A 13,407-nucleotide genomic window follows, 5' to 3' on the forward strand; every position below is an offset into this window, starting at 1 on the left:
GTGCCATCCGTTGAGCGCGGTCCGGCCGGCGCTGTGGCGAGTTAGCTGGAGTAGATTATCAGTTCAGAATGTGAATAAAATCGCCGTGTACCACGAGTACTGATTTGTAGTTCGTGCGTTCTGAATGCCCTTTGCGGCATAGCCGAGAAGATGGATGTTTTGATTCAGATCGTATTTCGCCCCGATGCCGAGGCTTGTCGTCGCGAGATTGTCTGCCCGGTCGGCCGTTTGATGAAAGACTTCGACCCCGAGTTGTAGCTCGGGCAAGACTTGGCGCGTCAGGGTGCCGCCGTAGATGCAGAAATCGTGCGAACGCCCTGCGGCGCTGATCTGGCACCCACCGCCCCCGAAAGCCGACCACTTACCCCAGTCTTTCTGTACCCAAATCGGCAAGAGAAGAGACGCCTGGCGATCGCCGATCGATCGGGAGCCACTTGGCAGGAAGACGCGTGGAAACACGGCTACATCAAGTCCGAACCTATCCTGATGAAGAAGACGATATTTGGCGGCTAGTTCGATATTGCCGAGTCCGAAGGCAGTCCGCCCATTCGAAGGAAAGTCGAAACCGACGGGTAGGGTTGCGGTAAGTTGCAGGTCGGGGGCCGCACCGTAGTTGAAGTCGATGCCGCTCGCCCCCGAGTGATCACCTTTCGAGCGGACACCTTTATTGAAGGTGTAGATTTCATAGTGACGATAATCGGTCGGTTCCGGATCGTCGGACTGGTAGGGAGGGCCTGCAATGGCCGGGAGGGCGTACATGACCGCTGGCCCAGCGGTCAGGGCGCCGAAGCCGATCCGGCGCAGGATGCTTCTCCCCGACATTTTGTTCGCCTCGCAGGTCTCGACCCCCGATGGGGTCGAGGAAACATATCATCCTGTCCCGTGATCATGCAGGATGCCGGCCCGCGCGCTGGGGCAACAGCAAGATCGAGCCAATGATGACCGCCGCCAGCATCGTCGAAGCGAGTGGTCTGCTCAAGTCAAGACCGCCGTGGCTGATCGGTTTATCGAGGAAGTCACCGACGGTCGCCCCGAGCGGTCGCGTCAAAATAAAGGCGGTCCAAAACAAGAAAACGCGCGATACACTCGTCCAGTAATAGAGCGCAGCAACGACTGCGAGCGCGGCCCCGAAGACGAGCGCGCCGCCCTGATAACCGAGCCCGCCGGTATCGGCGAGCCAATCGCCGAGAGCGGTGCCGAGCGTCTGGGAGAAGGTAATCGTCACCCAATAGAAGATTTCGACTTTTGGAGTTGCGACGGTCATAACGTCCACAGTGCCCATGGCAAAATACCAGATCGCAAGGGAAGCCAAGACAAGCAGAAAGAGGATCGACGCGCCACCGGTGTAGCCAATTCCCAAGGAGCGGTCGAAAAAGTCCGCCATGGCCGTGCCCACTGTCGTCGACGCCACGATGGCGATCCAATAGACCCAGGCGTTGAATTTTTTCGTTGAGATTTGGGCTGCAACCGCCGCTACGAATATCGCAAGGAATATTCCGGTGCCGATCAGATATCCGCCATTGTGCGCATTGGTGTCGGCGTGAAAAGCGCTCATCGTGACCGCATCACCACCGGTCTCCCCGAGCGTCGTCGCAAGAATTTTGATGATCCAGAACCCAAGCGTGACGGCGGGGACCTTGCTCAAGCTGGCAGAGAATTCGTTTTTCATGAGGAATTACCTTCGATCGATGCTTTTGCTTCAGGCCATGCGTGTCGGATCAGGGGGACCGACCCGGTCCATGACCGCGATGAGGTCGTTGATTTGGATCTGGTTGCTTCTCCAAGCAGGAGGCGGTGAGGTTGACCGCCAACGTGCATTCCGCATGAACCCGCTGACTTAGGGAGAACTTAGAAATTGAGCGATTAACGGGAGAATTGAGGATTGTCGGCGGCTAAGGAGCCGCTAAGTGTCTGATGGATTCAGACCGAACCTGGATAGGGGCATTGCCCTCGGAACGATCGGAGTGCATCCGCTGAAGGAGGCCGACTTGGCCGAAGTGACTGGTAAAAAGGGACGTTTCAACGCCGTCGGCACGGTATTTTATGCGCATTCTTCTGGTTGAAGATGACGAAATGGTCGGAGCGGCGGTGACGCAGGCGCTCAAAGACGCCGCATATGCGGTGGATTGGGTCAACGACGGCCAAACCGCGATCGAAGCAGCGCGTGCGGTAACCTACGATCTCACGTTGCTCGATCTCGGGTTGCCATCTCCAGATGGCACCGAAGTGCTGCGCGCCTTCCGGAAGATGAACCGGCAGTTGCCCGTCATCATCGTGACTGCCCGCGATGCGATCGATGATCGTATCCACGGGCTTGACCTCGGCGCGGACGATTACCTCGTCAAGCCTTTCGAAATCCGAGAGCTTCTCGCGCGCATGCGGGCCATCCTGCGGCGGCAGGGAAGCGGAAGTTCCGCAATCTTGAGCAATGGTACGATAAGTCTTGACCCAGCAACCCACGAAGCCATTCACGATGGCGGCATGTCGCGCCTGACGGCACGGGAGTTCGCTCTTCTTCAGGCTCTCATGCTTCGCCCGGGCACGATCCTGTCGCGGGTTGATCTCGAACGGCACATCTACGGCTGGAACGAGGAGATCGAGAGCAACGCCGTCGAATTCCTGATCCATGCCATCCGCAAGAAGCTCGGGGCATCGTCGATCCGCAACGTCAGAGGCGTCGGCTGGATGGTCGATCGGTCATGTTGATCTCCTCGCTGCGCCGCCGACTCTTCACGGGACTCACCATATTCATCGTCGGGATGGCGCTCGCGGCGGGCTATCTCGCCTACCGATGGGCCTTCGATGAGGCGATGGAATTACAGGACGCGATCCTGTTGCAGGTGGGGTCGCTGGCGGCAAGGAACCATCTCTCGACCACACTTCCGTCGGAAGGAAACATTGACGGCGAGGCGCAGGTCGTCATCGAAGAGATCAAACCGGGCGCAGCGGCGGCCCCCCGGGGAAATCCGGTTTCCCAACTGCCAAGCGATCTTCCTGACGGGTTCCAGACCGTCACGCGAGGCGGAACACAGTGGCGGATACTCGTTCGGACGCGTTCCGATGGAAGTCGCGTCGCCGTCGGTCAACCGACGGCCAACCGTGACGAGGTCGCGCAGGACAGCGCGCTGCGGACGATTGTGCCACTGGGAATCCTTGTCCCCTGCCTCATGGTGCTGATCGCGGTCGTGGTGGATCGAAGCCTGCGTCCTCTTTCCCGATTGGCAAGGCATCTTGACGCAAAGCAATCGGATCATTTGGAGAAGTTGCTGACGGAAGGAATCCCCACTGAGCTGCTTCCGTTCGTGGCATCCATCAATCGCCTTCTCGAACGCATCGCAATGATGTTCGACAAACAGCGGCGGTTCGTCGCCGATGCCGCGCACGAGCTTCGCACACCCATCACCGCTCTGGTCGTCCAGGCTGAGAATCTGGAGCAGGCGGATCTTTCGAAGGACGGGCGCGATCGTCTCAATTCTCTCAAGACCGGCATTCGGAGGACCGGCCATCTGCTGGAGCAGCTGCTCGCGCTGGCGCGGTACGATAACGACGTTTCGGGAGGCAATCCGCAAGGCGAGTTCGATCGCGTCCTCAAGGAGGTGGTGGCCGATCTGCTTCCCGCCGCACAGGACAGGTCGATTGATCTCGGTTTTGCTCGCATCGAACCCGTTTCGGTTCGGGTCGAACCTGTCGCCCTTACGGTGCTGGCTCGGAATCTGCTCGACAATGCCTTGAGACACACCTCCTCAGATGGACGAGTCGACGTGAGCCTGTTTGCCGAGAATGAGTTTGTGGTTTTTACGGTTGAGGATACCGGATCCGGAATTCCGGATGCTGATCTAGATCGGATCTTCGAACCCTTCTTCCGGGGAAGCCATTCGCGCGGCGAGGGGACCGGTCTTGGTCTTTCGATCGTGCGACGCATCGTGGAACAATGTTATGGGTCAATCCGACTTCAGAATAAACCAACCGCTGAAGGATCTGGCTTGCGGGCGACAGTCTGCTTCCCGCGGAAATGAACGCATGTTGGTGTACAAGAGGTCGTGCTTCCATAGGAAGCGGATGATTGCCAGATGTAGGACCATTTCAAGATGCAGGGGACGCACTCGCGGGAACGATGGTGATAACGTATTTTTTTTGAGGTCCTGACCTTCCCAGAAATTTACGAGTGAGTACGACGTTTTTTACGATTACGTCCATTTCGGTAGTAGTCGCCCGACAGACAGCATCCTCCTCAAGGCAGACGATGATCAAGCCATTCATCGAAATGTCGGCACGATGGTCCGACAGCGTGTTGAGATTTGCGATATGCCTTTCCGGCAGATAGAACGACAAGCCGCTGACAATCTCCATAGATCCCGTAATCAGCGGCCTCTTGCTCGACAGACGGGACACTGCGGCGGCGACCTGCCGGTAGTGACCTGCATCCGGATCGTGAAACCAAAGATGATTGTATGCCAAGTAGGGCGACACGGCGAGCGCACCCAGCGTGAATGCAAGCGCGGCAACACCGGTTCGTGCAACACCCCGAAAGGGAACAACAAGCAGCGGTGAGCTGAAAAGGACAATTGGGAGCAGCGCCCAATTGGGAAAGGTCCACAAGGCGGTAAGCCTATGCGGAAATGCCAAGTTTGCCAGCGCAGGTAACACGAGAGGAATGGCCAATAACAGCAAAGCTTGTTGTCGATCTTCATCACGTGGCCAGAACGTGTCAAAGCATGCGGCCCGACTTGGTCGAAGGCAAGCGAAGAATATTAGCGGTATCGCAACATAGGCGACGACCCCGCAAAGATAGAAAAGCGACACTGCCACAGCCTTCCAAAAAGGAACGGGGGTCATTACAGTGTCTTGCAGGTAATGCTCGACCGGGTGTGCATGTTCGGTGAGAAGCCAGTAAAGATGAGGAGCGACAACAAACGAAGCGCTCAGAGCCATCAGGTACGGTGCAGGCGAACGCCAAAAACGCTTTGTTCCCGTGCCGATGAAGGATGTAATTGCCATTCCGGCGACGAGATAGATAGCCCAGTACTTTCCGAGAAACGTTATTCCTGTAAAGAGTCCCGCCAGGAAAGAGTTAAAAGAGCCGAGCCCACGTCGCGCTCGCAGATAGAACAGAACCGCGGCGGCCCAAAATGGCATCATCACGGTATTGGCGTTGAACTTTGCCGCGTGAAACGTGAATAGAGGTACGAACATCAGAGCAGCGATGCCAAGAAGCGCGCGATCTCTGTCAACATAGTCGCGCAGCAGCCGCCAGATGATGGCGAGCATCATGGCGACCATTGTCCCCGCTAAAAGATACGCCGCCCAATCGGCGCGCGGAAACGCCATAAACCAGAGTTTAAAGATCCACGCCGAGAGCGGTGGGTGCTTGAATCCGAGCGAAAAGCTTTCTGACCACAGCGACTCTTCGCTGATGTCAGAATGAACGTCGATCGTCTGGTGCGACACCTCTTGGAAACACACCCACAGCACCAAAAAGGCGATGAGGGATACAGTGATAATCTTGCCTTCGCCGTTTGCGGCCAAAGTGCGATCAGCAGCACTAACGATTTTCTGAAGAACGACAGGCGTTCGTAGAAAACGACCGAATCCTATCCTCGGGTTTGCGGTTGACACTACACATGCACTCCAGATTCCGATTGAAAAAGTCTTTCTTAAGACTCACCCTGTTGCCCGACGGGGCTATGCCCAAAGTTGGTGACGGCATAGCCGGTCAGGCGGCGGCGGTCGCGGAATGACGCTCGCTCGGCTTGGTGATGACCTCGATCCCGTCGTTGAATGTCACACCAAGAACGAGTTTTGGCAACTGGATGTGGCCATCGAGACGGCGCCAGATTTCTGTGCAGCATCAAGCAGTTTAAAGACTATCGCGAGCGCGGTCCTGTTCCACAGACAGCTCTTCGGATCGTGCGGTGGCGCACAGTGGCGAAGATGCTTTCAATGGGATTGGTCGTCCGCAGGTGTTTCCAGTGCTCGGCTCGTTCCCGTTCGCGTCATTCCGGACCCGCAGGAGCGCAGATGGCAAGCAGTGAGGGACCGTTGACGACGCGTGGCGGTGTCGTCTTCGGATTGCCGTATCATTGTCGAGCAGGAGCCGATTGCGGACCGAAGCTGCTGTGCGGGCAACCACAACATTCACCGCAGGGGCATGATCCATCGACTAGGCAAGCCGCGGCTTTGCGTTCCTCAACGCCGCCGATGTGGCCTATGCGATCAGCATGGAAATCCACGACCAGGGCCGGTCGGGGAAATGTATTTGTCGGTGACGGCTTCACAGATCGTCTCCGGATCGACTTCATCATGTGACCGTGCGCGTCGGTTTAGAGCGTCATGAATAGTAGGTTCCTCAATTTAGCGGTTCCCGCCGCCACAGGATTGATCCCAAGCGAACACCAGCGCGACAAAATTTGGTCCAAGGTCGATCGAAGTATTGAGCGAGATCGCGTTCATGTCGCGATGAGCGAACGCGGCCCCAATAATGCGCGATTCCGCAAGCCTCCATGCCGACCAGGCAAGGCGTCAGGGCACGGAAGAAAGGCAGGATGTCCGATCGGCGCAGCTTCTTTTTGAGAGCGGTCTTGCCAGACGCGTCGACGCCATGCAGCTGAAAAACATTTTTTGCGAGATCAAGACCAATTGTCACAGGTTTCGAACTCAATAGACACCCCAGTTCGCGTTGACGGACGAGATTTTCGCCGCACCGATGAAATCTGCAATCTTGGGGGCAGGCGTCGTTCGCACCGTCACACCGGATGCTGAATAGCTGCTCTCAGTCCCGAACAATAATTTCGACATCAAACACAATGGATCAGAACATCATAAGAGGGGGTAACCTATCGCATCGCGACTGGACTCCTCGCCATCGTTAGGGCAACGACAATCGCTGAAATAGGGTGAAGATCCCCAGGCAAACAGCTACGATAAGAAAGATCAAAAATCCCACGCGGAGGGTAAGCTGCTTGCGGTTAAAGCGATTTCGCATCCGGTCTTCGAAATGCGACTAAGACGCACTCAATGCGGATTTTCAAGGCTGAATAGTTCCGATTGTTCATCGTAGGCGAATAGCTCCGCGTAGCGTGCCCACGAGACGATTGTTTTCAGCGTCTCATGCGCCTGATCTTCCGCCATATAATCCTCAAGTTCGTTGCGGAAGCGGGCGACGGGCGCCGCGTGCGAAGGCCGCTCGTCGAGTACCCGCCGAATCAGACCCATGACCGGCACATAATTGATGAGATGCTCGGCGAACAGTTTCTTGCGGGCGTCGGTTTCGAGGTGGGCAAACCGCTTGCCGGCTTCCGTCAGCACCAGATCGCCTTCGCTCAGTTGGGCAAACCGCAACAATTGTAGGGATTCGCCGAGATGGAATAGTTCGTCGGCTTCGAGTTGCAGGCTGCTGGCAAGAACCGGCAAATCGGCGTGGCCGTTATAGGGTGGCCCCGCGAGCGTCTCGATCAGACCCGAAAGCACGTTGGACGAGACGTGCCGGAGGATCATGCCGACGCCTGTGCCGTGAATGCCCTCGATGGTGGGCGCTCTCGGTTCCGCGCGCTGTGTCATGCGCGCATAGATGTTATCGACGAGCTGCCGGAATGTCGGATCAAGACGATTGCGCGGATGCGGCAGATCGACCTTGATCTCGGCGGCCACGCGTCCTGGATTCGACGAAAACACGAGAATGCGGTCGCACATCAGCACCGCCTCCTCGATATTGTGCGTCACCATCAGCACCGACTTGATCGGCAGCCGGCCTTCGATCCACAGATCGATCAGGTCGGTGCGCAGCGTCTCGGCGGTCAGCACGTCGAGGGCTGAAAACGGCTCATCCATCAGCAGAAGGTCCGGGTGCACGACCAGCGCGCGCGCAAACCCGACGCGCTGGCGCATGCCGCCCGACAGTTCCTTCGGATAGGCCGATTCGAATCCGTCGAGACCGATCAGGTCGATTGCAGCGAGCGCGCGTGTGCGGCGCTCCGAGCTCTCGATCCCAAGAGCCTCCAGTCCCAATTCGACGTTCTGCAGTACGGTCAGCCAAGGAAACAGCGCAAAGGACTGAAACACCATCGATACGCCGTTCGGCGGTCCGACGATGGTCTCGCCGCGGCATTTCGCATCGCCCGAGGATGGCGCGATCAGGCCGGCGATGATGCGCAGCAGTGTCGATTTGCCGGATCCGGATCGGCCGAGCAGGCCTACGATCTCTCCGGAATGGATGGTCAGGTCTACTTTCTCCAATACCAAAAGGTCCTCGCCGCTTCCTTTCGAAAAGGACCGGCAGACGCCGCGGATATCGAGAAGGCTGGCTTTGTTGACTTGTTCGAGCATGAGCTTTTCCTGATCATCCGAGGCGAAGGCGTCGTTCTGCGAAGGCGTACAAAGGCCTCCAGAGTAGCCGGTTGAACAGTGTCACCAGGACGCACATGACGGCGATGCCGAGGATCACGCGTGAGAAGTCTCCGGACGCGGTTGCTTCAGCGATATAGGCGCCAAGGCCCGTTGCAGTCAGGTGCGTGTCACCCCAGCTCGCAACCTCCGCGACGATCGATGCATTCCATGATCCGCCCGACGCGGTAATCGCCCCAGTGACGTAATATGGGAAAATCCCCGGCAAGATAACCTTTATCCACCACCGCCATCCCTTCAGGTGGAAGCTTCCGGCGGCCTCACGAAGGTCGGTCGGGAACGCGCTGGCGCCCGCGATGACGTTGAACAGGATGTACCACTGGGTTCCCAGGATCATCAGCGGACTGAGCCAAATGTTCGCGTTCAATCCATAGCGAACGATGATCACCACGAAGACCGGGAAAGCCAGATTTGCAGGAAACGCCGCAAGGAACTGCGCAAGCGGCTGGATTCGTTCGGCCAGCTTCGGCCGCAGTCCGATCCAGACCCCGACCGGCACCCATATCAGGGTCGCGAGCGTAATCAACACGATCACACGCGCCAGCGTGATGAAGCCGTATCCGAACGCGCTGACGACGTCCGATGGGCCCAAAGTCGCTGAGAGATATTGATAGATCCTCCAGGCGGCGTAGCCGGTGCTGACGATGATAAGGGCAAGCCAGACGGCATCGACGACGCGCGACGGTTGGCGGCTCCCCCTCGTTGCCATTCTCAATCGGCTTGGAAGCGCGATGTGCAAATTCGAGATAGCTTTGTTGAGTGCCGCGAACGGATAGGTCAGCGCCCGCAAGGCCCGCGTCCGACGAAACAAATCGAGCATCCAGGATGTCGGGGCGGTCGCCGAGGCGGTCTGCTCGAAGCGGAATTTGTCGGCCCAGGCCACCACTGGACGAAACAGCAATTGATCATAGGCGATGATCACCAGAAACATCGTCAGGATCGCATAGCCGATCGCGGGAAGATCCCGCTTCTGTATCCCTAGAGCAACGTAGGAGCCGATGCCAGGCAACGTGACCGTGGTGTCGCCGACGGTGATAGCCTCGGATGCGACGACAAAGAACCAGCCGCCTGACAGCGACATCATCGTGTTCCAGATCAGACCTGGCATGGCAAACGGAACGTCGAGCCGCCAGAAGCGCTGCCATCCACTGAGATGGAAGCTTTGGGACGCCTCTTCCAGGTCCTTCGGAACGTTGCGCATCGACTGATACATGCTGAAAGTCATGTTCCAGGCCTGGCTGGTGAAGATTGCGAACACGCAGGCGAGCTCGGCGCCGAACACGCGGCCCGGAAACAAGTTCATGAAAAAGACGACTGTGAAGGTCAGAAAGCCAAGAATGGGCACCGACTGCAGTATATCGAGCAGCGGGATCAGCACCATCTCTGCGCGCCGGCTTTTGGCGGCCAAGGCCGCATAGATGAAGGTGAAGATAATCGAACAGATGATCGCCAGCAGCATCCGCAGCGTCGTCCGCAGCGCATAGACCGGAAGATTGGCCGGATCGAGCGATACCGGGGTCACGTCGAGCGCCGACAGAGGCAATGTCGTTTGCTCGCCGCCATAGACGATCAGCACCATGGCGCCGATCACGAAGAGCAGTGCAACGATGTCCCAGATGTTGGGCCGCAGCGCCTGCCCCAATCTCGGGGTCAGAATTTCTTGAAGCGTCATAGGTGCCGCCTTGTTCAGAACTCGCCATGCAGGCGTCCTGAGAAAATCGAGACCGGTCCACGGTCGGCGTTGTACGCAGGATTCATCACGAGTTGATAGTCGGCGGTGAAGGTGAAATTCTTGTCTATAGAGTAAGCGTAGTAGGTCTCGATGATTTTTTCGGTTCGGTAGTTGAGCTGACCATCGCCGATCAAAAGGCCGATGCCGCCGGCCGCGAGGAAGTCGCGGTGCGCGGCGGAAAGACCGTTGATGGCGCCGCCAACGCCGATTGTATCGCTCGGGCGTCCCCAGTAACTGCCCTTGATCGACACGCCGCCCGAAATGCTCCGGTCAATATCGGTGAACGATAATATTTCGTTCTGGCCATCGTTCCAGCTGGCCCGAACGAAAAGCCCGACGTCCTTGGCGATCTGCTGCTCCACATTGGCATAGAAACCGTATTTGGGCAGCGTATGGCGGATGCTCGCCGTTGTCGCATTGATGTCGAGCGTAGGATCGGCCGCCACCATCGCTAGCGCCTGGCGATAGCTGGCGGTGTTGCCCTGGTTTCCAAACGCGCCAAGCCTGAGTTTGCCCGGTTGATCGAGTATCTTGTAGCGTTGCTCCAGTTCAACGATCGCGCCAGCGCCCTTGTAGGTCAGCACGTCGCTGTTGGGAGCCGTGGGCACCTCGAACACGCCGGCTCGCACCGCCCAATCTTTGCGATTGAGTTCGACCACGGCGCCGCGCGTATAGCCCGGCAGGTCGGCGGGAAAATCGTAGGCGCCCGACGACCACATCGCCCAGTTCATGAAGTCCGCGCGAGGATCCTTGGCGTAGGAATTGCCGTCGAAGAAGTCGCCGATCGCAAAGCGCCCGGCAATCACCGTGACGCGGTCGATGTCACGCTTGCCGGCGAGCTGATTTGGTGCATCAGCGACGTCTTCCTGTTCGCCGCCGAGACCGAAAGTCTGTTTGAAATAATAGCGCTGCGGCCGGATTTTCGGGAACGCGGAACCGGCCTTCTGCGCCTCTCCATTGGGAAAGCCGGCGAGGCCCAGCGTGCCGTTCAGGCCGAAGCCCTGCGCAAGCTCCGGGTTGAAATAGAATTCCCCGCCCTGCCAAAGCCGCACGCCCAGGAAGGCCGTCGTGGTCCAGGTTTCCTGGGCCTGGCCACTTCCGGGAAGACTGTTGGTGCCCGCGTAGGGCGAGCGGAACGACGGATAGGCCGTGGGCAGGAATGTGGTTTGCGCATGCCCGTTCCAGTCGGTCGATTCCGGAAGCGCGGTCGGTCCGTTGGTGGAACCCGGCGTCGCCCAAGGCGGCGTATCGCCAAACCGGTAGTTCAGACCGAATTTGAAGAGGTGGATACGGGGATCGACGTTGACGCCAAGCGACCCAAAGCCGCTCAGATCGTACATCCGGCGCGACAGGTCGATGTAGTCATATTCGGTCTTTGCGCTCCAGTTGCCGCTCACGGCGAATTCGACGCCGGCGCCGGCGGTCCAGCCGGTGTGGTAGTGCCCGAGCGATGAGACGATACTCCCCGTATCGTCATTGATATTGATGTGCGTATGCCCCCAGGCGAATCCGGCGGTCAGATAGGGCAGCCATGTTCCGAACGCGTATCCGATCCGCCCACGCACGGTGCCGACGTAATCGGGCGCTGTGTGGAAAGGAGCGGGCGTGAGCGCCGGGCCGTCCTGCGGGCTCGTGAACGACGCACCCGCCTCCACACCGAGCACGACATGGTTTGTAAACTGGCGATTATAGCCGGTTTGAAAGCCGCCGATCAGCCCCGTGACTGAATGTGGAAAGAACACGCCTTGTTCGGGGAGAGGATTGGTGCCGGGGCCGAGGTTGCCGCCGCCGTAGCCGAAATGGCCGCCCAGATAAAACCCCGTCCAATCGTAGATGGCCGAGCGCACCGGCGCCTTGGTCGCCAGGCGCGGGGGCAGGTCGGCCGCGACCGCTTGGGAACAAGCGGCCAGGAAAACACCCGCCCGGCTTCCAAACACATAAATCCGCTTCACCACCCATACCTCAATCAATTTTGTGCGATCGCCTCGATGACAACATCATTCCAGCAGTGGCCCGACGCTCCAACTGGCGGCGGACACGGTCGGTTCGAGACTGAGACGGCCGACCACCTGTTGAGAACCGCGTCGTTTTTCGACTGAGCTGTAAGCTGTGCGGTGACTTCGACGCGCCCGCTTTCCTCGAGGTCGATGCTATCGAGCCGCCGCAGACTGAGCTGGCCGTTGCCCGTGCTCTGCAGAAGCAGGGCTCGGACATGCGCCTCTTCCGGGTTTCGGCAGACCACCCGAACGCGATAATGGCAGTCGTTTTCGGTCTGCGCGATCGGTTGCCGGTTGATGATCCGCACCAGCGGCCGCAAAGTCAGGTTGACGAGAATGACAAAGCCCGTCGCCAGCGCCGCGTGCAGCGGGTGACCACTTCCTGCCAACAGTCCCACGGCGGCCGAGCACCACAGTGTGGCCGCGGTATTGAGGCCGGTGACATGAAGTCCCTCGCGAAAGATGATTCCTGCACCAAGAAAGCCGATCCCGGAAACAACCTGCGCCGCCACCCGTGTCGGACTTCCTTCATCGGGAAACAAACCTGCAAAGATCACAAAACTCGCCGCGCCGATCGCGACCAGCGTATTGGTCCGCAAGCCGGCCATCCGTTGACGCCATTGGCGCTCGAATCCGATGCATGCGCCCATGAGGGTGGCCATACCGAGGCTGATGGCGGCTTGATCAATCGATGCGTTCACTGTGAAAATCCTGCTCGACTTGTTGGCGCTTTCGCCGGCGGCCCAGAGCCAGCCATGCTCCGAACCGCTCCAGCAATCGCGTTCCTGATAAGACAGTTCGAAGACCGTTATGAGAAATCCTGCGCTGCCGGTACATGATCATCGCGTAGCGCAAGATTTTGCTCGCCAGCCGAAAAAGCCCGATGGCTCCCCAGCGTCGCGCATTTTCGATAGCCGACCTGATCACGCTCCCACCGTCAGGACTGAATTTTGTGCGTTGCGGCGACGGCCAAGTCGGATCGCTTGCGACTGAAAAGTCCGGTTGTTCACCGGCTCAGAATCCGAGTCCTCCAGCGTTGCTTGTGCGAGGGCCTCGGATTGCCAGCGACAGCCTAATCGCGTTCCACCGTCGATCCTGGACCAACGACAAGCGAGCGCTTGGGATCTAATCCGTCGCTGCCCCCTTGGTCGGAGAATATTTGCCAGGTTGTCATTGGCAGGCATAGCTTCTTGCGTCACGGGCACTAAGCGCCATGACTGAAAAAGCCGAAATGTTGCGAGTCTCTTGAACATCGCTCACCTCCACTTCCGCTTTGCG

The 13,407-nt window shown here is 58.4% G+C and carries 9 protein-coding genes and 3 pseudogenes; 3 read left to right on the top strand and 9 right to left on the bottom strand.

What is annotated here, in order from left to right; genetic code table 11:
- Nucleotides 1-63 precede the first annotated feature (63 nt).
- Together ACSZOQ_RS05030 and ACSZOQ_RS05035 are read right to left on the bottom strand one after the other, a co-directional pair.
- On the bottom strand, nucleotides 64-822 hold the full coding sequence (locus ACSZOQ_RS05030; protein WP_439924925.1) for a transporter: 759 nt from the start codon (nucleotides 820-822) through the stop codon (nucleotides 64-66).
- A 64-nt stretch (nucleotides 823-886) separates the two neighbouring features.
- Nucleotides 887-1,669: a COG4705 family protein gene (locus tag ACSZOQ_RS05035; RefSeq protein WP_439924926.1), complete on the bottom strand. Its 783-nt coding sequence runs from the start codon at nucleotides 1,667-1,669 to the stop codon at nucleotides 887-889.
- 238 nt (nucleotides 1,670-1,907) lie between these two features.
- On the opposite strand from ACSZOQ_RS05035, the gene ACSZOQ_RS05040 reads away from it, so the two are divergent.
- Genes ACSZOQ_RS05040 through ACSZOQ_RS05050 form a run of 3 tightly spaced genes read left to right on the top strand, consistent with a single transcriptional unit; the run spans nucleotide 1,908 to nucleotide 4,016 of the window.
- Nucleotides 1,908-2,063, top strand: coding sequence for a hypothetical protein (locus ACSZOQ_RS05040; RefSeq protein ID WP_439924927.1), 156 nt, complete (start codon nucleotides 1,908-1,910; stop codon nucleotides 2,061-2,063).
- Nucleotides 2,044-2,706, top strand: a complete 663-nt coding sequence (locus ACSZOQ_RS05045) for a response regulator transcription factor (protein ID WP_439924928.1) — start codon at nucleotides 2,044-2,046, stop codon at nucleotides 2,704-2,706. The genes ACSZOQ_RS05040 and ACSZOQ_RS05045 overlap by 20 nt, the downstream gene beginning before the upstream one ends.
- A complete protein-coding gene (locus ACSZOQ_RS05050) occupies nucleotides 2,700-4,016 on the top strand; it encodes an ATP-binding protein (protein WP_439924929.1) in 1,317 nt (438 codons plus the stop codon). Before ACSZOQ_RS05045 ends, ACSZOQ_RS05050 begins: the two co-directional genes overlap by 7 nt.
- Nucleotides 4,017-4,083: 67 nt before the next feature.
- Here ACSZOQ_RS05050 and ACSZOQ_RS05055 read toward each other — a convergent pair whose 3' ends face one another.
- From ACSZOQ_RS05055 to ACSZOQ_RS05085, 7 genes and pseudogenes are all read right to left on the bottom strand, one after another.
- Entirely contained in the window at nucleotides 4,084-5,616 is a 1,533-nt protein-coding gene (locus ACSZOQ_RS05055; RefSeq protein WP_439924930.1) for a glycosyltransferase family 39 protein, read from the bottom strand.
- A gap of 97 nt (nucleotides 5,617-5,713) precedes the next feature.
- Nucleotides 5,714-5,978 (bottom strand): annotated as a pseudogene (locus tag ACSZOQ_RS05060) (IS256 family transposase); the annotation flags it as partial.
- Between the two features lie 488 nt (nucleotides 5,979-6,466).
- Nucleotides 6,467-6,658, bottom strand: a pseudogene (locus ACSZOQ_RS05065) (IS110 family transposase); the annotation flags it as partial.
- A gap of 353 nt (nucleotides 6,659-7,011) precedes the next feature.
- Nucleotides 7,012-8,322, bottom strand: coding sequence for an ABC transporter ATP-binding protein (locus ACSZOQ_RS05070; RefSeq protein WP_439924931.1), 1,311 nt, complete (start codon nucleotides 8,320-8,322; stop codon nucleotides 7,012-7,014).
- A gap of 13 nt (nucleotides 8,323-8,335) precedes the next feature.
- Nucleotides 8,336-10,072, bottom strand: coding sequence for an ABC transporter permease (locus ACSZOQ_RS05075; protein ID WP_439924932.1), 1,737 nt, complete (start codon nucleotides 10,070-10,072; stop codon nucleotides 8,336-8,338).
- A gap of 14 nt (nucleotides 10,073-10,086) precedes the next feature.
- Nucleotides 10,087-12,084: a carbohydrate porin gene (locus ACSZOQ_RS05080; RefSeq protein WP_439925959.1), complete on the bottom strand. Its 1,998-nt coding sequence runs from the start codon at nucleotides 12,082-12,084 to the stop codon at nucleotides 10,087-10,089.
- 45 nt (nucleotides 12,085-12,129) lie between these two features.
- A pseudogene (locus tag ACSZOQ_RS05085) lies at nucleotides 12,130-12,791 on the bottom strand (MgtC/SapB family protein).
- Nucleotides 12,792-13,407 lie beyond the last annotated feature (616 nt).

It is taken from the genome of Nitrobacter sp. JJSN, assembly GCF_051912485.1.
Taxonomy (GTDB): Bacteria; Pseudomonadota; Alphaproteobacteria; order Rhizobiales; family Xanthobacteraceae; genus Nitrobacter.

Bases quoted from the DNA above. Each gene is read 5' to 3' on its own strand.
- ACSZOQ_RS05030 (WP_439924925.1), bottom strand. From the start codon at position 822: ATGTCGGGGAGAAGCATCCTGCGCCGGATCGGCTTCGGCGCCCTGACC.
- ACSZOQ_RS05035 (WP_439924926.1), bottom strand. From the start codon at position 1,669: ATGAAAAACGAATTCTCTGCCAGCTTGAGCAAGGTCCCCGCCGTCACG.
- ACSZOQ_RS05045 (WP_439924928.1), top strand. From the start codon at position 2,044: ATGCGCATTCTTCTGGTTGAAGATGACGAAATGGTCGGAGCGGCGGTG.
- ACSZOQ_RS05050 (WP_439924929.1), top strand. From the start codon at position 2,700: ATGTTGATCTCCTCGCTGCGCCGCCGACTCTTCACGGGACTCACCATA.
- ACSZOQ_RS05070 (WP_439924931.1), bottom strand. From the start codon at position 8,322: ATGCTCGAACAAGTCAACAAAGCCAGCCTTCTCGATATCCGCGGCGTC.
- ACSZOQ_RS05075 (WP_439924932.1), bottom strand. From the start codon at position 10,072: ATGACGCTTCAAGAAATTCTGACCCCGAGATTGGGGCAGGCGCTGCGG.